This window comes from Thauera sp. SDU_THAU2 (assembly GCF_038260575.1).
Lineage (GTDB): Bacteria > Pseudomonadota > Gammaproteobacteria > Burkholderiales > Rhodocyclaceae > Thauera.
This window is the reverse complement of the sequence record NZ_JBBWUN010000003.1, coordinates 2,174,112-2,197,486: the sequence shown is the minus strand read 5'-3', so window position 1 is coordinate 2,197,486 and position 23,375 is coordinate 2,174,112. Positions and strand designations below refer to the sequence as shown.

19 protein-coding genes and 1 pseudogene are annotated in these 23,375 nt (G+C 65.1%); 8 read left to right on the top strand and 12 right to left on the bottom strand.

The window, feature by feature from the left end:
• Positions 1–17: 17 nt before the first annotated feature.
• From AAFL97_RS11680 to murJ, 8 genes and pseudogenes are all read right to left on the bottom strand, one after another.
• Positions 18–5,417 carry a DNA repair ATPase gene (locus AAFL97_RS11680; protein WP_341645066.1) on the bottom strand — a complete coding sequence of 1,800 codons (5,400 nt, stop codon included), beginning with the start codon at positions 5,415–5,417 and terminating at the stop codon, positions 18–20.
• Between the two features lie 137 nt (positions 5,418–5,554).
• Positions 5,555–7,588: a hypothetical protein gene (locus AAFL97_RS11675; RefSeq protein ID WP_341645065.1), complete on the bottom strand. Its 2,034-nt coding sequence runs from the start codon at positions 7,586–7,588 to the stop codon at positions 5,555–5,557.
• A gap of 66 nt (positions 7,589–7,654) precedes the next feature.
• A complete protein-coding gene (locus AAFL97_RS11670) occupies positions 7,655–8,293 on the bottom strand; it encodes a hypothetical protein (RefSeq protein WP_341645064.1) in 639 nt (212 codons plus the stop codon).
• Positions 8,294–8,325: 32 nt separating this feature from the next.
• Positions 8,326–9,018 (bottom strand): PspA/IM30 family protein, encoded by a 693-nt coding sequence (locus AAFL97_RS11665; protein ID WP_341645063.1) that lies wholly within the window; start codon positions 9,016–9,018, stop codon positions 8,326–8,328.
• A gap of 37 nt (positions 9,019–9,055) precedes the next feature.
• Positions 9,056–9,688 carry a biofilm formation regulator BacA gene (gene bacA / locus AAFL97_RS11660; RefSeq protein WP_341645062.1) on the bottom strand — a complete coding sequence of 211 codons (633 nt, stop codon included), beginning with the start codon at positions 9,686–9,688 and terminating at the stop codon, positions 9,056–9,058.
• A 55-nt stretch (positions 9,689–9,743) separates the two neighbouring features.
• The gene (locus tag AAFL97_RS11655) at positions 9,744–10,571 is read right to left on the bottom strand and encodes a DUF429 domain-containing protein (RefSeq protein ID WP_341645061.1); all 828 of its coding nucleotides are present in this window, start codon (positions 10,569–10,571) and stop codon (positions 9,744–9,746) included.
• Positions 10,572–10,596: 25 nt separating this feature from the next.
• A complete protein-coding gene (locus AAFL97_RS11650) occupies positions 10,597–11,517 on the bottom strand; it encodes a histone deacetylase family protein (RefSeq protein ID WP_341645060.1) in 921 nt (306 codons plus the stop codon).
• Between the two features lie 32 nt (positions 11,518–11,549).
• A pseudogene (gene murJ, locus AAFL97_RS11645) lies at positions 11,550–13,089 on the bottom strand (murein biosynthesis integral membrane protein MurJ).
• A 228-nt stretch (positions 13,090–13,317) separates the two neighbouring features.
• On the opposite strand from murJ, the gene rpsT reads away from it, so the two are divergent.
• Positions 13,318–13,584 (top strand): 30S ribosomal protein S20, encoded by a 267-nt coding sequence (gene rpsT, locus AAFL97_RS11640; protein WP_068636544.1) that lies wholly within the window; start codon positions 13,318–13,320, stop codon positions 13,582–13,584.
• A 90-nt stretch (positions 13,585–13,674) separates the two neighbouring features.
• Here the strand turns inward: rpsT and AAFL97_RS11635 are convergent, their stop codons facing one another.
• Positions 13,675–13,965 (bottom strand): DUF3579 domain-containing protein, encoded by a 291-nt coding sequence (locus AAFL97_RS11635; RefSeq protein ID WP_341645059.1) that lies wholly within the window; start codon positions 13,963–13,965, stop codon positions 13,675–13,677.
• Between the two features lie 232 nt (positions 13,966–14,197).
• Between AAFL97_RS11635 and AAFL97_RS11630 the strand changes: the two genes are divergently transcribed.
• From AAFL97_RS11630 to AAFL97_RS11600, 7 genes are all read left to right on the top strand, one after another.
• Entirely contained in the window at positions 14,198–15,373 is a 1,176-nt protein-coding gene (locus AAFL97_RS11630; RefSeq protein ID WP_341645058.1) for an aspartate aminotransferase family protein, read from the top strand.
• A 9-nt stretch (positions 15,374–15,382) separates the two neighbouring features.
• A complete protein-coding gene (gene argF / locus AAFL97_RS11625) occupies positions 15,383–16,309 on the top strand; it encodes an ornithine carbamoyltransferase (protein WP_341645057.1) in 927 nt (308 codons plus the stop codon).
• Between the two features lie 69 nt (positions 16,310–16,378).
• Entirely contained in the window at positions 16,379–17,611 is a 1,233-nt protein-coding gene (locus AAFL97_RS11620; RefSeq protein WP_263461249.1) for an argininosuccinate synthase, read from the top strand.
• Between the two features lie 35 nt (positions 17,612–17,646).
• Complete coding sequence (locus AAFL97_RS11615) at positions 17,647–17,877, top strand: DUF2788 domain-containing protein (RefSeq protein ID WP_341645056.1); 231 nt, start codon at positions 17,647–17,649, stop codon at positions 17,875–17,877.
• 13 nt (positions 17,878–17,890) lie between these two features.
• Complete coding sequence (gene ppnP, locus AAFL97_RS11610) at positions 17,891–18,214, top strand: pyrimidine/purine nucleoside phosphorylase (protein ID WP_341645055.1); 324 nt, start codon at positions 17,891–17,893, stop codon at positions 18,212–18,214.
• A 25-nt stretch (positions 18,215–18,239) separates the two neighbouring features.
• Positions 18,240–18,725 carry a YajQ family cyclic di-GMP-binding protein gene (locus AAFL97_RS11605; RefSeq protein ID WP_341645054.1) on the top strand — a complete coding sequence of 162 codons (486 nt, stop codon included), beginning with the start codon at positions 18,240–18,242 and terminating at the stop codon, positions 18,723–18,725.
• A 122-nt stretch (positions 18,726–18,847) separates the two neighbouring features.
• Positions 18,848–19,054, top strand: coding sequence for a putative motility protein (locus tag AAFL97_RS11600; RefSeq protein WP_341645053.1), 207 nt, complete (start codon positions 18,848–18,850; stop codon positions 19,052–19,054).
• Positions 19,055–19,120: 66 nt separating this feature from the next.
• On the opposite strand, the gene AAFL97_RS11595 is transcribed toward AAFL97_RS11600, so the two are convergent.
• From AAFL97_RS11595 to AAFL97_RS11585, 3 genes are read right to left on the bottom strand one after another with little or no spacing between them, the layout of a single operon-like run.
• Positions 19,121–19,540, bottom strand: coding sequence for a type IV pilin protein (locus tag AAFL97_RS11595; RefSeq protein WP_341645052.1), 420 nt, complete (start codon positions 19,538–19,540; stop codon positions 19,121–19,123).
• Complete coding sequence (locus AAFL97_RS11590; RefSeq protein WP_341645051.1) at positions 19,537–19,902, bottom strand: hypothetical protein; 366 nt, start codon at positions 19,900–19,902, stop codon at positions 19,537–19,539. Before AAFL97_RS11590 ends, AAFL97_RS11595 begins: the two co-directional genes overlap by 4 nt.
• Before the next feature lie 31 nt (positions 19,903–19,933).
• Positions 19,934–23,362 (bottom strand): pilus assembly protein, encoded by a 3,429-nt coding sequence (locus tag AAFL97_RS11585; RefSeq protein ID WP_341645050.1) that lies wholly within the window; start codon positions 23,360–23,362, stop codon positions 19,934–19,936.
• Positions 23,363–23,375 lie beyond the last annotated feature (13 nt).

The following is a 23,375-nucleotide window of genomic DNA, read 5'->3' as shown; positions in this document are numbered from 1 at the left end:
CGTCACAATGATGCGGTTCAGTCCGCATTCTCTCCAGGGCGTGCGTCTTTTTCGATCATGCGGTTGAAGGCGCGATCCAGCAAGCGCAGCTTGCGCTCGCTGTCGTGGGCGGCGCCGGCGGCTTCGGCCTCGGCCACGACGCGCAGACGTTCGGCGATCTCGAGCAGTACCCGGTGCAGGCCGAGCTGCTGCTTGCGGCTTTCGTCCAGGTGGGTCTGGATCGGTTGCAGTGCCTGCTGGAGCAGGGCCGTCAGGTTTTGCAGCGGCTGTTCAGCCCGGTCTTCACTCGCGCTGGCCTTGGTGCGCGCCAGCGTGGCGACGTGGCGGGCCTGTTCGGTCTGGGCCTTGGCCGATTGCAGCAGGGCGGCGACGATGTCCGCCCAGGGCTGTGTCTCGGCGGGCCGGGCAGCGGTCTGTTCGGCCAGCACGGCGTTGTGGCGGGTGGCTTCGACCAGGTCCATCAACTGCGCGACGATCCTGCCGGCGACGTCGGTATCGCTGCCGCCGATGGCCTTGTTGCGCAGGTAGTCGCGCTTGATCCGTGCCCAGCGTGCGGCATCGTCGCCGTTCAGGCTGCCGCGCAGTTCGGCGAGCTTGAGCAGATTCTCCTCGGCGCCGCTGGTCAGCAACTGCGCTTCGCCGACGTAATGGTCGGCCAGCAGTTGCTGCAGTTCGGCTTCGTTCATCACCGCCGAGATCTTTTCCGCCAGTTTGTTCATGTTGCGGTAGGAGCCCTGCAGCTTGAACGGCGGCTCGGTGCGGTAGGCCTCGGCCTGCGCGGCGCTGGCGATGTATTGCTGGTTGACGCGATAGACCACTTCGCGCACTTGCAGCAGGCGTTGCAGCGTAGCCTCGATGTCGCGCAGTTCGGCGGCACTGTAGGCGTGGCTGAGTGCGTTGGCGGAGAATTCCTTGCCCTGCAGCTTGTCGATGATGAGGTAGAGGTCCTTGAGGTCGCGGGTGGCGAGCGGCGCCAGCACCGCGTTGCTGGTCAGGCTGTTCTCGATGTAGCTGAGCTTGAACACGTCCTCCATGCCGCCCAGCACGTCGCCGAGGTTGTAGATGTCGGCGCGGTTGGCGAGCATGTCGGGAATCTTGAAGACTTCGCCGGATTCGGTGTAGGGGTTGCCGGCCATCACCACGCAGAACTTCTTGCCGCGCATGTCGTAGGTGCGCGTGCGGCCTTTCCACACGCCCTCGATGCGCCGGGTGCCGTCGGACAGCGAGATGAACTTCTGCAGGAACTCGGGGTGGGTGTGCTGGATGTCGTCGACGTACAGCATCACGTTGTTGCCCATCTCCAGCGCCAGGTTGAGCTTTTCCAGCTCCTGCCGCGAGGTGGCGTCCGGCGCCTGGGCGGGGTCGAGCGAGCGCACTTCGTGGCCGAGCGCCGGGCCGTTGATCTTCATGAAGATCAGGCCGAGGCGATGGGCGACGTATTCCATCAGCGTGGTCTTGCCGTAGCCCGGCGGCGAAATCATCATCAGCAGGCCCATCAGGTCGCTGCGCTTGTTGTCGCCGGCGCTGCCCATCTGCTTGGCGAGGTTGTCGCCGATCACGCCCAGGTAAACGTCGTTGATCAGCTTGTTGCGGACGAAGCTGCTCAGCGGGCGGGGGCGGAATTCGTCCAGCCGCATCGCCTCGCGCTCGCGCACCAGGATGTCGTGGCGCAGCTGCTGGTATTGCTGGAGCTGCGGCATGAACTCGTGGCGGTGCCAGTGCGCACGGCGGGCGAGCTCGTCCACCGCCAGCACCAGGGCGCCGTCGGCGATGCGCGGGTGCTGGCCGAGCAGGCCGGTGACGGCGGTGCGCAGCGCCACGCTGCTGAAGCGGTGGGGCACTTCGTCGCCCGCGACCAGCCAGGCGGCGGCTTCGGCGGCGTGATCGCCGAGGGCGGCGAGGGATTCCGTCTGGGCGGAGTCGTCCGCAGCGACCGGTGCCGCCTCGGCGCATAGCGCCTGTACCCATTGCAAGGCGCTCTGCCAGCGCGCGGCCAGCGGCAGGCCGTCGCTGGAAGTGTTGCGCCAGTCGTGCAGCAGGCTGCTCCAGCGGCCGTCGGTTTCGAGCCTGCCTTGTAGCGCCTCGACCAGTTGCCGGGCCTGGCCGGTGAAGCTGAAGCGCGGTGCGCTGTCGCCGAGCTCGCGCAGCAGGTAGTCGGCGGCGGTGGGACACAGCGCGGGGTCGATGGCGAGCGCGTGCCGTTCGATGAAGGCCTGCAAGGCCGCGGCGATTTCGCCGGCCAGGCTGCTGCGGGCGGCGTCGCTGCCGAGCAGGCGCTGCAGGTCTAGCGCCTGGCGGGCGCGGGCGGACCATTGCGCCAGCACGGCGCTGGCGTCCGGTTTCTGCACCTGCTTGCGCTGCCCCCAGTACAGCACCGCCAGCGCGCGTGCGTCCGCTTCGATCGCCAGCAGACCGGCGGCTTCGCGCATCGGCACCAGCGCCTGCAGGATGCGCGCGGCGTCGTGGTCGTGGATGCCGCGTTCGTAGCCTTCGCGGTAGCGCGGCGCGGCGAATTCGCGCAGCGCGTGGTCGAGCGCGTCGGTTTGCAGCAGCAGCGCGTGCAGGCGGTCGAGGCTCCAGCCTTCGGCCTGCCGTTCGGCGGCGTCGAGGACTTGCAGGGCGAGGTATTCGCCGCGATACAGGCGCGGCGATTCCGAGGCCAGCGAGACGTCCCAGAACGGCCGCAGCGCGACGAGCTGCGGGTCGTGCAGCGGCTCCATGTAGTCGGTGCCGACCAGGTGCAGGTAAAGCGTGTCGCCGCGCGGCATCAGCGTCAGGTCGAGTTGCTGCTTGTTGACGCTGAAGCGGTGGCGGCCGAGGCGGATCAGCTCGCCGCCGTCCTCGAACAGTTCGCTGCGGTCGCGCAGCGCGCGCACCGCCTGGTCGCGCACGCCCTTGAGGCGTGCTTCGACGTCGTCGGCCTTGACGTTGTCCTTGAGCTCGCGCAGCCGCCCGGCCAGTTCGCGCAGCTTCAGGATCAGCGCGTCGCCGGCGAAGAAGGCGTTCAGCTCGTCGAGCGTCGCCAGCCGTTCGGTGCGCCGCCCCAGGCCGTCGAGGATGCGCACGGCGGCATCCTGCACAGCCTGTGCTTTGCGCTGGCGTTCGTCGAGCAGGGCCTGCTTGTGGCCTTCGAAGGTCTCGAGCAGTTCCTCGCGCTTGGCGACGATGTCGCCGAGGAAGGTTTCGTGTTCGCCGAACTGGCTTTCCAGTTCTTCGAGCTGGATCAGCAGCCGCGACAGTTGCTCGTCGCAGCGCTCGGGATCCTGCGCCAGCGCCAGGGCGCTGACGATGCTCTGGCCGAACAGCGAGAACTGCGCGCCGAACTGCGCCACCCGCTCGCTGGCGCCCAGGCTGCGGCGGCGCTGGCCGGCGCGGGCCTTGGCCTGGTTGAGCCGCGCGTAGATGGCCGAGATCGTTTCGACGATGCGGGTGCGCCGGGTGGCGTCGTCGACCTTCAGCGTTGCCATCAGCTCCGACAAGGTGTCGAGCTCGGCGGACATCGCATCCATGCCCCGCAGCGGCTCGTCCAGTTGCGTGCCGGTCTCGGCTTTCTGCGCTTGCTGGTCGAGTTCGGCGAGGCGTTCGCCGTAGGGCTGCAGCGCTTCCTCGCTGGCGAGGAAGGTCGCGGTGTCGGCGGCGACGCCTTCCTGGGCGGCGACCAGTTCGGCTTCCATCGTGTCGATGCGTGCGGCGTCGATGTAGCGCAGTTCGCGCACGCTGAGCAGGTGGCCGCGCTCGGCGGCGATCGCCTGCAGTGCCTGCACGTAGTCCTGCGCCTGCTTCCAGTCCTGCATCCGCAGCCTGGCCAGCAGCGCCTTGTGGCGGGTCTCGGCCTCGGCCATCGAACGCGCCGAAGCCTTGCGGATGCTTTCGACCTTCTCGAATTCGTCGAGCACGGATTCGCCCGAGGCGACGATCTCGTGCAGTGTCCGCGCCAGTGCGCCGTCGCAGGCTTCGGCCATCCAGTGGTAGCGGTCGAACAGCCGCCGGGCCTGGTCGATCAGGCGCTGGTAGCGCTGTACCGACACCTCCGCGGCGTCGATCTCGCGCACCAGGCTGAACAGTTCGGAAATGCCGCGCACCAGCTCGGCGTTGCCGATGCGGCCGTAGAAGCTGCCGCCGGGCGCCTGGCGGGCGGCGAATTCCTCGCTGAAGAAGGGCGTGCGCCAGACCTGCATCGGGTGGATGCGGGTCGGCTCGTCGGATTCGGAGCTGAACAGCACCATGCGGCCGTCTTCGAGCCGCGCGTAGCCGTGGCCGATCAGCGGCGTCTGCAACTGCCGTTCGATCAGGTTGTAGTTGAACAGCGCCATGCGGCCGCTGTGCGGCTCGTAGAAGACGTAGAGCACGTCCTCGCCGTTGGGCGAGCGGATGCTGCGGCGGTAGCGCATGCCTTCCATCTGCTGGTCGAAAGCCTTGCTTTCGCCGTTCTGCAGATAGTAGCCGCCGGGAAAGATGATGCCGTGGTCTTCCGGCAGCTGGATGCAGGCCAGGCCGATGGCGTCGATACGCTGCACTTTCTGCGTCAGCGTGTTGTACACCAGATGGCGCCACCGCTCCTCGCGGTAGGGCAGGATCCGGAGCAGGATCAGGCTGCCGACGCGGGCGTATTCCACCGCGGCGTCGTCGAGCGACTGGGTCTTGTCGACGACTTCCTCGCGGTAGACGCCCATGCCGTCTTCGGTGTTGTTCTCGATCTTGACCGTCAGGTCGCCGCCGACGGTTTCGACGAATACCGTGTCGAGGATGTTCAGGTGCGGGTGGCGGCCGTGCACGACGTCGTTGCGCCCGGTGCGTATCCATTCGAAATCGAAGGGGGCGGGCAGGGCGATGTCACGCTCGCCGCGGTTGTCGATATAGCGCACTTCGCGGCCGTCCGCCGACACCGACCAGCGGAACACGCGGATGTCGGTGATGCGCGCGCCGATCTGGAAGCTCGCCAGCAGCTTGCCGTCGCGCACCGCCAGTTGCAGCAGGCGGGCATCCTTGTAGTAGGTGTACAGCTCGCGGAAATCCTGCACGAAGCTGGCCGCGCCGAGAAAGCTTTGCGCGATGTCGAGCGGCACCACGTCGTAGCCGGCTTCGGTCTCTTCCAGCCGGTACAGCGAGAACACGTCCTGGATGCGGGTTTCCTGCTTCAGGCCGATGAAGACGTTGTAGCCGAACAGCAGCATGTCGCCGACCTGGACGATGTCGCGGCCGACGCAGTTGTTCTCGCTGCGCAGGCGGAAGCGCCCGAGCAGGGCCATGCCGCTGCTGCCGAACTCCTCGATGCGGCCGGCATTGATCTGCGACGCCAGGCCGCGCAGGCCGGCGCCCTGTTCGGCCAGCCGCCTGCGCAGTACTTCATAGGCGCCGCCGCTGGCGACGGCCTGGTCGACGAGGGCGGAGTCGGATGAGGGCAGGGTGTCGGACATCGTCGTTCTTCGCTTCGGGAGCGTTTGGAGGCGTTCACGTCCGAGCCCGGCAGGTGCCGGGCTCGCGGTTCAGGTTCGATCCAGCAGCCTGTGGAGCATCGGTGGTTCGAGCCGGTCGCTGGGGGCAGTCGCTGGAGTCAGTCGAGCTTCGGTGCGTCGCCGCGTGCGCCGCCGCCCAGCGACATGAAACGCTGCAGCAGCTCCTGCACCACCGGGCTCTTGGCCGATACGCCTTCGATGGCCTTGCCGACCGACAGCGCCTTGGCGAACTGGTCGAAGAACGCGCCTTCGCCGCCGACGATGTCGATATTGGCCTTGCTGAGAGCCGACGACAGCACTTCGGCCTGTTCGCGCGCGACCACCTTGCCGGCTTCGATGCCGGCGATGGCCTGCTCGAAGTTCTTTTCGAGCTGCATGCGGAATTCCTCGTGGGCGCGGGCGTTGTCGCTGAGGCTGGCGAGCGCGGCGAACTTCTCGACCAGGCCCTGGGCTTCGGCGATGAACTTCTCGCGCAGCACTTCGGCCTCGGCCTCGCCGACCTGCTGGGTGACCTTGGCCTTGGCGGCGCCGAGTTCGCTCTCGCCCCGCGCTTGGGCCAGCAGGCGTTCTTCCAGTACCTTGGCATCGGCTAGGCCTTCCTTCTCCCTGGCGTCGGCCAGCGCCTCGGTGACACGCGCCTGCGCTAGCCCCTTTTCCTGTTCGCCCTTGGCTTCGGCGATCAGTTGTTCCGCGGTCACGTGCGCCGAGGCCAGTCCTTCCTTCTCGATCGCCGCGGCAGTCACTTCGCGCACGCGTGCATCGGCCAGCCCCGGCGCGGCGCGCTCGGCTTCGATGCCTTCGGCGAGCTTCTTCTTGGCTTCGGCCTGCTTGGCGGCGGCTTCCAGTTCGGCCTGGGCGAGCACGGTGAGCTCCACCGCGCGGTGGCGTGCCGAATCCTCGTCGGCGGCGGCTTTCTTCACCTGGCGCACCAGTTCTTCCTCGGCCTGGGCTTGCGCGGTAAGTACCGTCACCTGCTTCAGGCGCTCGGCTTCCGACACTTCGCGCACTTCCTTGATGCGCTCTTCCTCGACCGCCACGGTCTTCTCGACCGCGATGCGCTCGCGGATCACGTTGGCGATGTGGGTACGCTGCTCTTCCAGCGCCTTTTCCTTCTCGATGCGCTGCAGTTCGACGTCGCGTTCGCGGGCGACGATTTCCAGTTGCTGCGCGCGCACGACCTTTTCCTTCTCGATGACGACGGCGCGCTCGCGGTTCTGTTCGGCGACCTCGACTTCGCGGCTGGCGTTCTCCTCGCGGATGTCGATCTGCTCCTGGGTCTGGATGCGTGCCTGCTCGGCCTTCAGGCGCTCTTCTTCCTGCACGCGCAGGATCTCGGCCTGTTCGCGCGCCTGCACGGTCGCCACTTCGCGCTTCTGGCGCGCTTCGGCGTCGGCCTGCTGGCGCTCCAGCGCGAGCATGGCTTCGCGCGTCTCGACGTTCTTCTTGGTGATCGCCAGTTCCTCGTTGCGTTCGAGTTCGTTGGTGATGATGTTCTGCGCCGCGGTCAGCTCGGTGATCTTGCGGATGCCTTCGGCGTCGAGGATGTTGTGCGGGTCGAGCGAGGACTTGGGCGTCTGCTCCAGGTAATCGATCGCGACGTCCTCGAGGACGTAGCCGTTGAGGTCGTTGCCGATCACCTCGATAATGCGGTCGCGGAATTCCTGGCGGTTCTCGAACAGCTTGACGAAGTCGATCTGCTTGCCGACCGTCTTCAGCGCCTCGGAGAACTTGGCGTTGAACAGCTCGTTGACCGCCGCCTTGTCCGAGGCGCGATCGACGCCGATGGCCTTGGCGACCTTCAGCACGTCTTCCTGGGTCTCATTGACGCGTAGGTAGAAGGCGACGGTGATGTCGGCCCGCATGTTGTCGCGGCAGATCAGGCCGTCCTTGCCGCGCCGGTCGACTTCCAGCGTGATCAGCGAGATCCGCATGAACTCCTTCTTGTAGATCACCGGGTAGACCAGCGCGCCGGTGAAATGCACCTTGGGGGTCGCCGAAAGATCGTTGACGATCAGCGCCGTGCCCTGCGGCACCTTGATGTAGAAGGCCTTGAACAGCGCGAAAAGGCCGATCACGACGAGTACGAAAGTGCCCACGCCGATCAGGAATGGCATGACCTGTGCCAGATTCATCGAATTGCTCCCTGGTTGTTCGTTGCTTGGTTCATGGAGTCCGGGCCTCGCGCCGCCTGCCTGGCGTCAGCCTTTGAATTCGTCCTCGCCGACGACACGATATAGATTCATGTCATAAACGTATTCTATCAATACCACCCGAGTACCTCGCTGGAATTCCGCCCCCGCAGTCGCGCTGCGCACCTGCAGGGTCAGGCCGGCGCCGCCGTCTTCCACCCAGACGTAGCCTTGCTGTGCGGTCACGCTGGGGCTGCGCACGACGCCGACCTGGCCGAGCAGGCTCTTGCTGGCCGGTGGCGCGGCCTTGCGCAGCAGGGCGCGCACCGGCCGCAGCACCAGCGAGGTGAGCGGCACCGCGGCGAGAAAGGCGCCGACGGCGATGCCCGCGCCCAGCAGGTAGCGGAGCAGGCCCACGCCCAGCAGCGGCGACAGCAAATAGGCGGCGTAGTAGCTGATCAGCCAGCAGAAGAACACCAGCGCCGTCAGGATGATGGTCAGCGGAATGCCGGCCAGGCCGAGGCGCATCAGCAAGCCCGCCAGCCCTTCCAGCTGCAGGCCGTCGCTGTCGGGCAGGGCGAGGTTGTCGAGCAGTTCGATCTCGGCCAGCCCAAGCAGCGCGATCAGCCAATACACCACCATGACGGCCAGCATGAAGCTGAACACCACGGTGGGAAAGGCAAGCGATATGTTCAGGAATGCTTCCAAGGTCGTCTCTCGTGCCTGGTGTCTTCAACAGCTCATGCGCCGCGCTTTTCCTTCAGCCGCGCCAGTACCGCGTTGGCGCTGCTGGTGTCGGAGACGATGCCGGCGCTGCGCAGCCTGGCGTCGAGCGCATCCTCGCCGTTTTCCTGCGTCAGCTCCGACGCCGCCTGCATCCGCGCGCCGCGTTCGGCCTGCTTCTGCTTGATGCGTTCGAGCGAATCGAGCGCGGTCTGCACGCGCGTCTGCGAGCCGCTGTAGCGTTCGGCCACGGTGGCCTGGGCGCGCTGCACGCTCTCGGTCGCCTTCACCATGTCCACCTGCTGTTTCAGGCGCTTGATGTGGCTTTCGGCCTGGGCGATGGATTTACGCAGGTCGGTCACGCTGGCGGCGTATTGCTCGACGACCGTGCTTTCCTCGTTGCGGCTGGCTTCCAGCGTGGCGATCTTGGCCGCGACTTCGAGCGCCAGGGCCTCGTCCTGCGCTTCGAGCGCCTTGATCGCGTAGCCCTCGTATTCGTCGATTTTGGCTTGCTGCTCCTTCACGCGCGATTCGGCGAGTTTCTGCTTCGCCATGATCTCGGCCAGCGCTTCCTTCGAGCGCCGCAGATCGGTGTCGGCATCGCGGATTTCCTGGTCGAGGATGCGCAGCGCCTGGCCGTCCACCACCGCTTCGCCCAATTCGTGTGCGCCGCCGCGCAGCGCGGTCACCAGCTTGCTCCACATGTTCATCTTCGTTCTCCGGGTGTCTGAATGTCGGTTGGCTGCGTCAGTCGGCTGCGCGCAGTTGTGGCTCGAAGGCTTCGGTGGCGCGGATCACGTTGTCGGCCAGGGTCTCGATTTCGAGCGCCACGTCTGCCAGGCTCGATGCCGCGCTGAGGGCGCCGAACATGATGTAGGCCTCCTCGCCGTCGGACAGGGTCTCGATGCTGATGCTCGACAGCGGAAACAGCTTGTGGGTGCGCAGCACCTGGTCGTTGAAGGCGGCCACGTCCCGCACCAGCGCCACCGGCCACAGCAGGGACTCGACGACGATGTGTCCGCCGACCACGGCCAGGAACACCGGCAGATCGCCGTAGTCGTGCATCTGCAGCAGCAGGCTGGGGTCGGCGCCGTCCAGCAGTTCCAGCCGTGCCGCGCCCGACGCCACCAGCGGGCTGTCCCGCAATGCGTCGTGCAGGGCGGTGACCGTCCACAGGGTTTTTTCCGTCATGGTGTTCTCCTTCTCCTGGCCTGGTTGTACGAAACCTGCCGTGCTCCACGGCTGGCGCATGCTCTTTTCGATCGAGGACAGCGCATCCAGATACTCGGGCAGAACCCAGAGTTCTTTCTTCACCAGGCCTTGCTCACGCAGGCGGGCGCGATGCAGGCGTTGGTAGTAGGCTGAGGTCTTGCGTTCCATGCGGCATACTTTAGAACATCACATGTGATGGCGCAAGTGATTACATGTGATGTTTTCAGGTGCAAGGAACGCCGGCGATCCAGCCTTCGAGGGGGTCGGTTTCGGACGGCAGGCCGTAGTGGGGCGCGCCGGCCTGTGCGCAGGCTGCTGCCTGCATCAGGGCGAGCGCCGCATCGAGGCGGTCGCCGCTGGCATCGGCGACCAGATCGGCGCGTTGTGATGGAGCAAGTTGCAGGCGCAGGCCGCCTGGCAATCCGCTGGAGACGAGGGTTTCGACGATGTGCTCGCGGGCATTGCGTCGTTCCGGCGTCTGCTTGCGCTTCTCGTCGCTCTTGTAGGAATCGCCGGTGATGCTGCGCGCGAGCAGGCCGGGATAGGCTTCCACGGCGATCCGTTGCGGATCGCCGGCGTGCAGGCCGGGCAGCTTGGCGCCGGCGGTGAGCAGGCGTGGGGCGCCTTCGAGGAACATCAGCCCGACCGGCGGATTCACCAGCTTCAGCGGGCTGTGCGAGCGCGCCGGCAGGTCGGTGGCGCGGTGCGCGTAGCGCCGGCCGATGGGGCGCGATTCGCGGTAGGCATCGAGCGCGGCGCGGAAGCCGGCTTTGCCGAGGGCGGCACAGTGGCGGACGAGCTCGGGCCAGCTTTGCGGCCAGCCGAGATCGATGACGGCTTCGCGCGGCAGGCCGAATGGGAAGTCGAAGGCACCGAGCCAGGGACCGGGGCGGGCGAGCAGGGCTTCGAAGGCGGGCCAGTCGCCGAGCGCTTCCAGTCCGATCAGTTCGACGTTCGGTTTGCCCGCTTCGCCGGCGAGGCGGCCGAAGGCGGCGGTGATCGGCTTGGCCCGGCGTGGCGCGGAGGTGAAATCGACGCCGATCAGCAGCATCCCGCTTGCCCGTGCAGGCTGCCGTTCAGCGCGCACCGCGCAGCAGGCGTGCGGCGGTGGTCACGGTGTTGAAATGGATGCCGACGGTGTCGTCGATCGGCTCGGCATAGCCGCCGGCCATCGCGACCGCCACCGGCACGCCGGCATCGCGGCAGGCGCCGAGCACGCGTTCGTCGCGCATCCGCAGGCCGTCGATGCTCAGGGCCAAGCGGCCGAGGCGGTCGCCGGCATAGGGGTCGGCGCCGGCGAGGTAGATCACGAGTTCGGGCCGGGCGCGGGCGAATGCTGTTTCCAGCGCCTGGTCCAGTACCGCCAGGTAGGCGGCGTCGCCGGTGCCGTCGGCCAGCTCGACGTCGAGGTCGCTGGTCTGCTTGCGGAAGGGGAAATTCTTCGCGCCGTGCAGGCTGCAGGTGAAGACTTCCGGCTCGCCGGCGAGGATGGCGGCGGTGCCGTCGCCCTGATGCACGTCGCAATCGATGATCGCCACGCGCCGCACCCGGCCTTCGGCGCGCATCGCCAGCGCGGCGATCGCAGCGTCGTTGAAAACGCAGAAGCCGGAGCCGAAGTCGCGGTGGGCGTGGTGCGTGCCGCCCGCCAGGTTGGCGGCGCAGGCGCTGCCGCCGTCGCCCGCCAGGGCGCTGCGGCAGGCGGCGAGCGTGGCGCCGGCCGAGCGGCGGGAGCGCTCGACCATCGCCGCCGTCCACGGAAAGCCGATGCGGCGGACTTCTGCCGCATCCAGCGTGCCGGCGACGACGCGCGCCAGATAACCGGCGTCATGCGCACGCAGGATTTCCTCGTCGCCGGCGGCGGCGGGCACGACGAAATCGGCCTCGTCGAACTCGTCGCAGGCCAGCAGGCGGGCGCGCAGGCGCGAATACTTTTCCATCGGAAAGCGGTGGCCTTCCGGCAGCGGCAGCACGAAGTGGTCGGCGTAGTAGAGCTTCATGGTGTGCCTCGTCGATCGCCGTTGCGCATTTCTCAGACGGCGCCGCGGCGGCGGAAGTCGCGCAGGCGGAAACCGAGTACGAACAGCGTGGCGAAATAGGCGGCGGCGCCGGCAAGCACCACGGCCGCCAGGCGCAGGCCGCGCTCCAGCCCGCCGATCTCGACCCACAGCGTTTCCGGCCCCATGCCGAACCACAGCACTGCGCCCATCACCGCCAGCGCGACGAGCAGCTTCAGCGCGAACAGGCCCCAGCCGGCTTGCGGCATGTAAAACGCCGCGCTTGCGCAGACCGTGGTAGAGCAGCGCGGCGTTGAGGCAGGATGCCAGCCCGATCGACAGCGCCAGCCCGGCATGGCGCAGCGGCACGATGAAGGCGAGGTTCATCAGTTGCGTGGCGATCAGCGTGACGATGGCGATCTTGACCGGCGTGCGGATGTCCTGGCGGGCGTAGAAGCCGGGCGCCAGCACTTTCACCAGGATCAGGCCGGTGAGGCCGACGCTGTAGGCCACCAGTGCGCTGCGCGTCTGCATCACGTCGCCGGCGCCGAACGCGCCATAGTTGAACAGCGTCGCCACCAGCGGCACCGCCAGCAGCGCCAGGCCCAGTGCGGCGGGCAGGGTCAGCATCAGGGTCAGGCGCAGCCCCCAGTCGAGCAGCGACGAGAACTCGCCGGCCTTCTCGTCGGCGTGCAGCTTGGACAGGCTGGGCAGCAGGATCGTCCCCAGCGCCACGCCCAGCAGGCCGGCGGGGAATTCCATCAGGCGGTCGGCGTAGTACAGCCAGGACACGCTGCCGCTTTCGAGGAAGGAGGCGAAGATGGTGTTGATCAGCAGCGAGATCTGGCTGACCGAGACGCCGAGGATGGTCGGCGCCATCAGCTTCAGGACGCGGCGTACGCCGGGGTCCGACAGGTCGAGGTCGAAGCGCGGCAGCATGCCGATCTTGCGCAGCGGCCGGATCTGCAGTGCGAGCTGCAGCAGGCCGCCGATGAATACCGCCCAGGCCAGCGCCAGCACCGGCGGATCGAAGTACGGCACGGCGAACAGCGCCATGCCGATGAAGGCGATGTTCAGCAGCACCGGCGTGAAGGCCGGAATCGCGAAACGGCTCCAGGTGTTGAGCACGCCACCGGCCAGCGCCACCAGCGACATGAAGAAGATGTAGGGGAAGGTGATGCGGGTGAGCTCGACCGTCAGCTCGAACTTGCCGGGATCGCCCGAGAAGCCGGGCGCCGAGACGTAGATGATCAGCGGCGCGGCCAGTGCACCCAATGCGGCGACGAGGGCAACGGCCAGCCCGAGCAGGGTGGCGACGCGGCTGACCAGGGTGTGGGTGGCCTCCGCGCCTTGCCGGTTCTTGTACTCGGCCAGGATGGGCACGAAAGCCTGCGAGAATGCGCCTTCGGCAAACATCCGCCGCAGCAGGTTGGGCAGGCGGAAGGCGACGAAGAAGGCGTCGGTGGCCATGCCGGCGCCGAAGGCGCGGGCGATGACGAGGTCGCGCACGAAGCCGAGGATGCGGGACAGCAGCGTCATGCCGCTGACGGTGGCGAGGGCGCGAAGCAGGTTCATTTATTTATTGATGCGGCCTTTGGAGACGCTGTTGCAGTTTATTCGTAGGATGGGTCGGGCCGCGTAGGTCGGGCCGCGCAGGCCGGGCGAGGCCCGCATGATAGCCGGGTGCCCTTGCAACTGTAAGCCGGAACAGTGGCGCCGGTTCGAGAAACGTGCTTGCGCTGCGCTCGATTGGCGGATAGAATCGCGGGCTTTCCAGAACCATTCATCAACGGAATCAAATTTATGGCCAACTCGGCACAAGCTCGCAAGCGCGCCCGCCAGGCAGTCAAGTCTCGCGCCCACAACGCCAGCCTTCGTTCCCGCCTGCGTACCGCGATCAAGGCCGTGCGCAAGGCCATCGTGGGTGGCGACAAGTCGGCGGCTCAGTCGGTCTTTCGCACCTCGATGAGCACCATCGACAGCATCGCCGATAAGAAGATCATCCACAAGAACAAGGCCGCTCGCCACAAGAGCCGCCTGTCCGCCGCCATCAAGTCGATGGCTGCCTGACCGGTGCATGATCTTTGCTGCGGCCAAGGCCGCGGCAGGCAAAAGGCGACCCGCGGGTCGCCTTTTTGTTTTTTCAGTGCGCCGCAGCCGTCAAAGCGGCGTGTCGCCGACCCAGTCGATCCGCAGGTCGTTGTCCTTGGCGAAGTTGACCATGAAGTTGTACGCCATCGGCTCGACGTCGTAGAGGCGGGCATCGACCAGCACGGTCTTGTCGCCTTTCAGCGTGCAGCCGGGGCGGACGTAGGGCGAGTAGGTCATGCGGTTGTCGGCGCCGAAGGCCGACATGACGCCGCATAGGCGATCGGCCCAGTCGCTGGGGCGGAATTTCTTCCCGTCATTGGTGATGCCGACGATGATGAAATTTTCGATCTTGTGAGTCATGTATGCGCCCTGGCGGCAGAGATGGTGCGCTCGGCGCGCCGTCCTGCGGGCGACGCGCAAAGCGCCGCGCATTCTAGCAGAATGTCGCCATCGACGGCGTACGGCTTGATATCGGCCGCCATCGGCGGCGCCTGTACAGGGCCGGCGGTTTTGGCTTAAGATTCCGCTTCATTTCTGCACGGCGGCACCTGCCGCCGTGCGCGTTTTCAGCTTCGTTCCGATCGAGGTTCCGATGTCCCATGTCATGAACACCTACGCCAGGCTGCCCGTCGCATTCACGCACGGGGAAGGCGCCTGGATGTATGACGAGACTGGCAAACGCTATCTCGATGCCTTGTCCGGCATTGCCGTCAATACGCTGGGCCACAATCATCCGCGCCTGGTCAAGGCGATTGCCGGGCAGGCCGGCAGGCTGATCCACACTTCCAACCTGTACGGCATTCCGCTGCAGGAGCAGCTCGCCGACCGCATCGCCGAGACCTCGGGCATGGACGAGGTGTTCTTCTGCAACTCGGGCTGTGAGGCCAACGAGGCGGCGATCAAGCTGGCGCGCATGTACGGCAACAAGAAGGGCGTGGCGCTGCCGCACATCATCGTGATGGAAAACGCCTTCCACGGCCGCACCATGGCCACGCTGTCGGCCACCGGCAACCGCAAGACGCAGGCCGGCTTCGAGCCGCTGGTGCAGGGCTTCATCCGCGTGCCCTACAAGGACATCGACGCCATCCGCAAGATCGCCGCGCACGACAACAACGTCGTCGCCGTGATGCTGGAGATGATCCAGGGCGAGGGCGGCGTCAATGTCGCCGACGAGACTTTCCAGCGCGAGCTGCGTGCCCTGTGCGACGACAAGGGCTGGCTGATGATCTGCGACGAAGTGCAGTGCGGCATGGGGCGCACCGGCAAGTGGTACGGCTGGCAGCATGCCGGTACCAAGCCGGACGTGATGACCCTGGCCAAGGGGCTGGCCTCCGGCGTGCCGATCGGCGCTTGCGTGACCTCCGGCCGTGCCAAGGGGCTGTTCGGCCCGGGCAACCACGGCTCGACTTTCGGCGGCAATCCGCTGGCCTGCGCCGCCGGTCTTGCCACCTTCGACACCATCGTCGACGATGGCCTGATGGAACAGGCCGTCGCCATCGGCGACCAGATCCGCAAGGGCCTGGCCGAAGCACTGGACGGTGTCGCCGGCGTGGTCGACATCCGCGGCCGCGGCCTGATGATCGGCATCGAACTCGACCGTCCCTGCGGTCCGCTGATGGCGCGTGCGGCGGAGCAAGGCCTGCTGCTCAGCGTCACTGCCGAGCGCGTGGTGCGCCTGCTGCCGGCGCTGACCTTCAGCGCCGAGGACGCCAGGACCCTGGTGTCGATGCTGGCGCCGATGATTCGCGATTTCCTCGCGAACGGCTGAGGAATGCCGATGAGTTCGATCAAGCACTACCTTCAGTTCAAGGACTTCACCCGCGAGGAGTACGACTACCTCTTCGAGCGGGCGAAGTGGATCAAGGACAAGTTCAAGCGCTACGAACCCTACCACCCGATGTTCGACCGCACGCTGGTGATGATCTTCGAGAAGGCCAGCACCCGCACCCGCCTGTCCTTCGAGGCCGGCGTGCAGCAGCTCGGCGGCTCGGCGATCTACCTGAACACGCGCGACTCGCAGCTCGGCCGCGGTGAATCGGTGGAGGACGCGGCCCAGGTCATCTCGCGCATGAGCGACCTGGTGATGATCCGCACCTTCGAGCAGGAGATGGTCGAGCGCTTTGCCGCCAACTCGCGCGTGCCGGTCATCAACGGGCTGACCAACGAATACCATCCCTGCCAGATCCTGGCCGACATCTTCACCTACATCGAGCATCGCGGCTCGATCGAGGGCAAGACCGTGGCCTGGATCGGCGACAGCAACAACATGTGCAACACCTGGCTGCAGGCCGCCGAGATCCTGGGCTTCAACGTCCATGTGTCGACGCCGCCGGGCTACGAAGTCGAGCCCGAGCGGGCAGGGCTGTACGGCACCGACAATTTCGAGCAGTTCGCCGACCCGGTGGACGCCTGCCGCGGTGCGCACTTGGTCACCACCGACGTGTGGACCTCGATGGGCTTCGAGGCCGAGAACGAAGCGCGCATGAAGGCTTTCGCCGACTGGTGCGTCGATGCCGAGATGATGTCCGTCGCTGCCAAGGACGCCCTCTTCATGCACTGCCTGCCGGCGCATCGCGGCGAGGAAGTCACCGCCGAAGTCATCGACGGGCCGCAGTCGGTGGTGTGGGACGAGGCCGAAAACCGCCTGCATGCGCAGAAGGCACTGATGGAGTACCTGATGCTCGGCCGCGTGGAGCCCAGGTAAACCGCAAAAAAACAACGAGGCTCGCACGGGCGTGCGCGCCGGCAACACAGCAGGAAACAGGAAAACAGCATGAGCGACGTCAAGAAAGCAGTGCTTGCCTACTCGGGCGGGCTGGACACTTCGGTCATCCTGAAGTGGCTGCAAGACACCTACCAGTGCGAAGTGGTCACCTTCACCGCCGACCTCGGCCAGGGCGAGGAGCTCGAGCCCGCGCGTACCAAGGCGCTGCAGTTCGGCATCAAGCCCGAGAACATCTTCATCGACGACCTGCGCGAAGAGTTCGTGCGCGACTTCGTCTTCCCGATGTTCCGCGCCAACACCGTCTATGAAGGCGAATACCTGCTCGGCACCTCGATCGCCCGCCCGCTGATCTCCAAGCGCCAGATCGAGATCGCCCGCGAGACCGGCGCCGACGCGGTGTCGCACGGCGCCACCGGCAAGGGCAACGACCAGGTCCGCTTCGAGCTGGGCTATTACGCGCTGATGCCGAACGTGAAGGTCATCGCGCCGTGGCGCGAATGGGACCTGCTGTCGCGCGAGAAGCTGCTGGCCTACGCCGAGAAGAACGGCATCCCGATCGAGATGAAGCACAAGCAGGGCGGCTCGCCGTACTCGATGGACGCCAACCTGCTGCACATCTCCTACGAAGGCCGCCACCTCGAAGACCCGGCGGCCGAAGCCGAGGAATCGATGTGGCGCTGGACGGTGTCGCCCGAGGCCGCGCCCGACGCCGCCGAATACCTCGACCTGGAGTTCGAGAAGGGCGATCTGGTCGCCATCAACGGCACCCGCATGAAGCCGCACGAACTGCTCGCCAAGCTCAACGAGCTGGGCGGCAAGCACGGCATCGGCCGCCTCGACCTGGTGGAAAACCGCTATGTCGGCATGAAGAGCCGCGGCTGCTACGAAACTCCGGGCGGCACCATCCTGCTGAAGGCCCACCGCGCCATCGAGTCGATCACGCTCGACCGCGAAGTCGCCCACCTCAAGGACGACCTGATGCCGCGCTACGCCAGCGTGATCTACAACGGCTACTGGTGGAGCCCCGAGCGCCAGGCCATGCAGGCGCTGATCGACCAGACCCAGCAGACGGTCAATGGCTGGGTGCGGGTCAAGCTGTACAAGGGCAACGTCATCGTCACCGGCCGCGACTCGAAGACCGATTCGCTGTTCGACCCGACCATCGCCACTTTCGAAGACGACCAGGGCGCCTACAATCAGAAGGACGCGCACGGCTTCATCCGCCTCAACGCGCTGCGCATGCGCATCGCGGCGAACGCGAAGACCAGGCGGCAGGGCTGAGCCCGGTTTTCGGAGCGCGCTGATTCGGGAGACGGATGATGGACGACATACTGATCTTCGGCCTGACCATGGCCGAGTTCGAGGATTGGTCACTCAAGCTCGGTCTTGGGGCGCTGATCCTGTACATGATGTTCATCATCTGGAACCTGGGCAAGGAATCGAAAGCCGGCAGGTACGGCATGATGTGGATGTTCATCGGCCTCGGCGTCGGCTTCGTCGGCTTCGTCGCCAAGGGCATCATCCAGAAGCTGCTCGGCATCGAATGAGGAAGGCATTTCCATGAGCATCACCGAAAAGATCGACGGCGTCGCCGTCACCACCAAGGCCAACGTCTATTTCGACGGCAAGTGCGTCAGCCACGGCATCCAGTTCGCCGACGGCACGAAGAAGTCGGTCGGCGTCATCCTGCCGGCCACGCTCACCTTCAACACCGGCGCCCCCGAGATCATGGAGTGCGTGGGCGGAAGCTGCCGCGTGCGCCTGAAGGGCAGCGAGGAGTGGAAGACCTACGGCGCGGGCGAATCCTTCGACGTGCCGGGCAATTCCAGCTTCGACATCGAGGTGTCGAGCGAGCCCTATCACTACATCTGCCATTTCGGCTGAACCGAGCAGGACGAAGGGAAGCGATATGCCCTCATTCGACATCATGTCCGAGGTCGACCAGCCCTCGCTGCGCAATGCCGTCGAGCAGGCCAACCGCAAGATCGCCGGCCGCCACGACTTCAAGGGCACCAGCGCGAACATCGAGCAGGCCGACAAGCTGCTGACCCTGTTCGGCGACAGCGATTTCCAGCTCGACCAGATCAAGACCATCCTGCTGCCCGAGATGACGAAGAAGAACGTCGACGTGCGCTGCCTGGACTACGGCGACGTGCAGAAGATCTCCGGCAACAAGGTCAAGCAGGAAGTGAAGGTCCGCGTCGGCGTCGACCAGGATCTGGCCAAGAAGATCGTCAAGCTGTTGAAGGACAGCAAGATGAAGGTGCAGGCCGCGATCCAGGGCGATGCGGTGCGCGTGTCCGGCGCCAAGCGCGACGTGCTTCAGGAGGCGATCGCGCTGGTCAAGAAGCAGATCACGGATTTCCCGCTGCAGTACGGCAACTTCCGCGACTGATCCGAGGCGGAGCGGGAGCATCCCGCAAGTCATCCTCGAGCGGCCGCATTCGCGGCCGTTATCGTTTGAAGCACGCCATGCCGCATCCCGGCCGGCACCACAAATGTTTTGGAGTACAGATCATGGACGTCTCTTCCATCGCCGCCGCGGCCAGCGCCAATGCCGCCGCCAAGGTCCAGGCCGAAGCTTCGGTCAAGGTGCTGAAGATGGCGCTGGACATGCAGGCGGAGAGCGCCCTGCAGTTGCTGCAGGCAGTTCCGGCGCCGGCACAGCCGCCGGCATCGGCGGTGGGCGGGGCGGCGGGTGGGGTGGTGGATACTTGGGTTTGAGCGCCGTCGAGGGAAGGATAGGTGCCGCTGGAGAGAAGCTGCATGCTCCTCGTCTAAGCGCTTTATTTACCAGCAGATGCCGGTACCGTCCGCACTGCGCTTCCCGGTGTTGGTCAGTTCCAACGCGCCGCAACGGTCATGGGTCTGTGCGCCTGTCGGCGTCGCGGTCAGCGTGAAGCCCGCACCACCATCTTCTTGCGCATACGCCAGATCATAAGTCGTTGCATCCCCGCCGATCGGGCAAGCAAACCCGGCAAGGGGCCCCACTTCCCCCTCAGCTGGTTCGGCGGGGTAGCTGTTTTCGATCGAAAATTCTCGTTCGAGTTTGTTGGCGGCGCTGAGCATCACCGCCTTGCAGTCCGCGCGGCGGGAGTCGCGCAGGTAGTTGGTGTAGTTCGGGTAGGCCACTGCGGCGAGGATGCCGACGATGGCCACGGCGATCATCAGTTCGATCAGGGTGAATCCGCCTGCATGCCGTGCCTTCATTTGGCCCCTCCGCCAGCGGTCAGGCTCTCGTCCTCGTTTATCAGGACGTGGAGCATCGTGATGAGGTAGCGGCTCTCGTGTTCGTAGGCGTCAAGCCCGATGCGCAGGCCGAGCATGTTCGGGCTCAATTCGGCGCGCGTCGCCTCTTTGTCGCCGATCCAGATTCGCGTTTCGGGTTGCAGGTAGTAATTGCGGCTGTCGGCGAAAAGTACGCCGCTTGCCGGGTCAAGGCGCTGGATCACGGTGTAGTGCTCGAAGGGCGGAGCCCCGGTCTCTTCGTCGGATTGTTGCGCATGGATGCCGTGCGACATCATGATCAAGGCGGAGATCAAACCGCAGAGCAGGAGGAAACGGTATTTCATGATTCGAGTCTCGGTTCGTTGAGTCATGGCCTCAGTGCATCTGTTGCCAGGATTGGCGGTTGACCAGATTGGGGTCGGGCTTGTTGGCAATGCTCTGGTTGGGGCCAGCCTGGGTGCCAATTTTGTATGACCTTTCCGCGCCGTGCAGGACTGCCGGGGTTGCACCACCCGGTGTGCGCCGTCCGCTGACGACGGTATTGCCCTTTTGATCGCCGGCATTGAAGAGGCCGTCACGGTTCATATCGAACACCGAATAGTCGGTACGCCCTCCCGAGAACGGGTCGATTTCGATGATCCAGCCATCAGCGCCCTGTTCGCAAGGGTCGTCGTTGGGCAGGATGGTGGTGAAGATCACCCGGTCGCTGAAAGCGACGCTGGCAGGGCCGGTTACACGCTCGCCCTTGGCGACGTCCGAAGGCGGTAGCAGCGTGATGAAGAAACCCCGGTGCTTGGTGGGGTCGAGCGCGTTCTGCGTGATCAGGCGGTAATCCCAGGTTACGTCGCCGAATTCGGCTTTGTCCTCTTCGTAGATGTCCTGTTCCAGCAACTCAGTTTTCAACACGCGCTGTGCTTTCGCGGTGGCGTCTTCATTTGTGCCGGTGGTCTTGCAGTCGTCACTTACGATGCTGCCGCACAGGTCGAAGATGCCGTACAAAGCCTGCTCGGACAGGTCGCCCTGATCGCCCACTAGCATCAGCTTGCCGGTGCCGAAGTAGATCACCAGGCCGCCACGGCTTGGGTGACGGCGCACCGTGGGCTGGGCGGTGATGGGCTGGCTGTTGCCCTTGCTGTCCGTGGCTTTGATCAGCGCTTTGTTGCCGAAAGCTATGGCCCACTTGTTCGGGTCGGTGTCGGTGAGGTCGATCTTCCACAAATTGCCGTGGTAGTCGCCGGCATACACCAGGTCGGCATTGCCGTCGAGATTGAAGTCCACCACCTGCGGCGCACCCATGCCATTGGATTGCGAGTTACTGCCGATACCGGTATCGATCTTGCGAAGCAGGCTGCCATCACTCAGATTGACGATAAACAACTGGGCGCGATGGGATTTGCTGTTGTAGCCGTTGCCGAAAATGGCCACCCAGTGACCGCTGGCTGTGCGGGCAATCGTCGCCTGGCCGATGCTCAGGCCGAGCTCGTCATGGGTGAATTCCCACAGGATCTTTTCGGCATTCATGCCAGTGGGGTTCTCGATGTCAAGCGCAAAATAGCTGCGGCCGCCGGCTCCGGTGGAGCCGACCAGCACCGTCTTCCAGGCGCCGCCGATCCAGGCATCGCCGGCGACCGGGCTGCCATCGACGAAGTAGAGGTGGCGGTCGAGGTATTCGGGGTGGGCCAGGGCAGGCAGATTGGCATAGACAGCGGCGGGCACGTAGGCGAAGGTTTCGACGCCGTTGCCGTTGTTGAAATCCTCGGTGGGTTCGAAGACATCGTCACCGTCGTCGATATGGGTGCCGGTGTTGAAGGCATGCAGCATGCCGTCGTTGGCGCCGACATAAACCGTGCGTTGGCGCTTCCTGAAGGCGTCGGAAGCGAGGCGGGTCTGGTAGGCTTCGCGTTGCGCCTGCGGGATGCCAGCTGCCCGCGCATAGCCGTCGTTGCGCGCACCGACGTACAGGGGCTTGGAGTTGACGATGTCGCCGATCAGGCCGGTGCTCCTGCGCTTACGGAATGCGCCGTTGGGTTCTTCCTTGGTCTGCTTGCCGCGTACCCAGTCCAGTACGCCTTCGCCATTGAGGCCGTCCTTGCTTCCCAACTGAGTCTTCTGCTGATCGCTGATATCGTCCCATTGGAAGGAGATGCCGCTGTTGGTCGCAGTGTTGTAGCTCAGGATGTTGCGCGCGCTGGGCAGGCTGGAGGACCAAGCGGCGATTGCTTTGAGATTGCCTGTGACCGGATCGAACTCGGTGGCGGTCAGCGAGCCCGACCAGTCGATGGTGTCGAATTTTGCCTGATACAGCATGGTATCCGCTGTCGAATTCGACGAACTTTGGCCCAACGGTGCAATGGCGCCGACTTGGTCGATAATGGAGGCGAGTGCACTCTGCATCGCTTCGGCGAATGCGGCCGGGTTGTCAGCGCTGAAGAAATCCCCGCGCCCATTCACGCCTGCATGGAGCAAATCGGCGATGGTACTGATGTTATTGTTGCTCGGCGCAGGCCAACCGATGGTCGGCTTACTCGGGTCGCCGAGCGCAGCGAACACGGTTTCCTTCACATTGGTAGCGAGAGGGGTGCCGCCGGACGTGATATTCGCCGGTTCGACACCGAGACCGACAGTATAGGTGGTCATGTGCTGCCAAGTGGCAGGGTCGCGGTTGGTGGGCGGCACGCGGTCATCCAGATCCGGGCGCAGGTCTTTTTTCCAGTAATACATCGCCACGTCGGCAAGGGTGTTGCTGTGGTCGTCAGCAAAAGGGTTACCTTCAGTGCCATCGTTGTTCGCCCTTGCTGCTGCAGTTTCGGCTTCACTACCATTCCAGAAGCCGTCGGTCATCAGGATGGTGAAGCTCTTGCGGCAGGACAGATGGTTGCCACCGCTCACCCCCGGCGTCGTGCTCCAGGGACCGATATCTCTAGCATCCTCGTAATAGAGTCCGGCGGAATCGAGTGCGCGCCGCAGTGGTGTTGACCCACCGGGTGAACTCATTCCCAGCAGCCAGTCGAAAAACTGCTTGCGATAGCGCTTGCTGCTGTCATCGGGATCGTCGCGGAATTCGCGCACGCCGCGCACGACGGTGTTTATCGACCTGCCATCAATAGAGCCGGCAGATTTGTTGATCTGCCCATAACCCAGGCGCGCACCTTCGCCGAGCTGGGCGAAAGCACGGCTGATCCCGGCCTTGGCGGCCATTTCGCGCGTGCGGTAGTAGGAATACCAGTTGGCAAAATTCTGCTCCTGCTCAGGCGTGACGACTTTCAGCACATAGCAGTTTTCGTTGGTGATGCTACCGTTGCAGCCGGATTGCGAGGAGGTGAATTGGTGGTAGAAAGCTTTTTTGTAGGCGGTGTCAGTCCACGAAGTCGACAGTGTATCAGTCGATCCAGAAAGAGTTTTGGTCACCCGGTAATCGTTGGAAAGATTGCGTTTATAGCTGTTGCGATTGGACAAATAGCCGTTTCGCCATGCGCTGGTGAAGCTGGCATCGCCCAAGCTTTCTCCTTGGTGATTGAGTGGGGGCAGATAATCGACATTCGGGTTGAAGTACATACCATTCCAGGTGCTCGACGTGTAACGCTTCACGCTGTCGCTGCTGTTCGCATCCGGCATGTAAGCTCGCGTCATCGAACTTGAATCGTCGTGAATGTAGAGAATGTTCGGCGCGAGCGTCTGCCCCAGGGTGGGTGGAACCTGGGAAATGTCCAGTGGCGCGGCTGTTGCCGTCAACGTGCCGGCCAGCCCGAGGATGGCCAAGGCGAGGAATGAAAACCGGGCAAGCGCCTGAGCGGGGGTGTTCATGGAAAGCTCCTGC

Bases quoted from the DNA above. Each gene is read 5' to 3' on its own strand.
- AAFL97_RS11680 (WP_341645066.1), bottom strand. From the start codon at position 5,417: ATGTCCGACACCCTGCCCTCATCCGACTCCGCCCTCGTCGACCAGGCC.
- AAFL97_RS11675 (WP_341645065.1), bottom strand. From the start codon at position 7,588: ATGAATCTGGCACAGGTCATGCCATTCCTGATCGGCGTGGGCACTTTC.
- AAFL97_RS11665 (WP_341645063.1), bottom strand. From the start codon at position 9,018: ATGAACATGTGGAGCAAGCTGGTGACCGCGCTGCGCGGCGGCGCACAC.
- bacA (WP_341645062.1), bottom strand. From the start codon at position 9,688: ATGGAACGCAAGACCTCAGCCTACTACCAACGCCTGCATCGCGCCCGC.
- AAFL97_RS11655 (WP_341645061.1), bottom strand. From the start codon at position 10,571: ATGCTGCTGATCGGCGTCGATTTCACCTCCGCGCCACGCCGGGCCAAG.
- AAFL97_RS11650 (WP_341645060.1), bottom strand. From the start codon at position 11,517: ATGAAGCTCTACTACGCCGACCACTTCGTGCTGCCGCTGCCGGAAGGC.
- rpsT (WP_068636544.1), top strand. From the start codon at position 13,318: ATGGCCAACTCGGCACAAGCTCGCAAGCGCGCCCGCCAGGCAGTCAAG.
- AAFL97_RS11635 (WP_341645059.1), bottom strand. From the start codon at position 13,965: ATGACTCACAAGATCGAAAATTTCATCATCGTCGGCATCACCAATGAC.
- AAFL97_RS11630 (WP_341645058.1), top strand. From the start codon at position 14,198: ATGTCCCATGTCATGAACACCTACGCCAGGCTGCCCGTCGCATTCACG.
- argF (WP_341645057.1), top strand. From the start codon at position 15,383: ATGAGTTCGATCAAGCACTACCTTCAGTTCAAGGACTTCACCCGCGAG.
- AAFL97_RS11620 (WP_263461249.1), top strand. From the start codon at position 16,379: ATGAGCGACGTCAAGAAAGCAGTGCTTGCCTACTCGGGCGGGCTGGAC.
- AAFL97_RS11615 (WP_341645056.1), top strand. From the start codon at position 17,647: ATGATGGACGACATACTGATCTTCGGCCTGACCATGGCCGAGTTCGAG.
- ppnP (WP_341645055.1), top strand. From the start codon at position 17,891: ATGAGCATCACCGAAAAGATCGACGGCGTCGCCGTCACCACCAAGGCC.
- AAFL97_RS11605 (WP_341645054.1), top strand. From the start codon at position 18,240: ATGCCCTCATTCGACATCATGTCCGAGGTCGACCAGCCCTCGCTGCGC.
- AAFL97_RS11600 (WP_341645053.1), top strand. From the start codon at position 18,848: ATGGACGTCTCTTCCATCGCCGCCGCGGCCAGCGCCAATGCCGCCGCC.
- AAFL97_RS11595 (WP_341645052.1), bottom strand. From the start codon at position 19,540: ATGAAGGCACGGCATGCAGGCGGATTCACCCTGATCGAACTGATGATC.
- AAFL97_RS11590 (WP_341645051.1), bottom strand. From the start codon at position 19,902: ATGAAATACCGTTTCCTCCTGCTCTGCGGTTTGATCTCCGCCTTGATC.
- AAFL97_RS11585 (WP_341645050.1), bottom strand. From the start codon at position 23,362: ATGAACACCCCCGCTCAGGCGCTTGCCCGGTTTTCATTCCTCGCCTTG.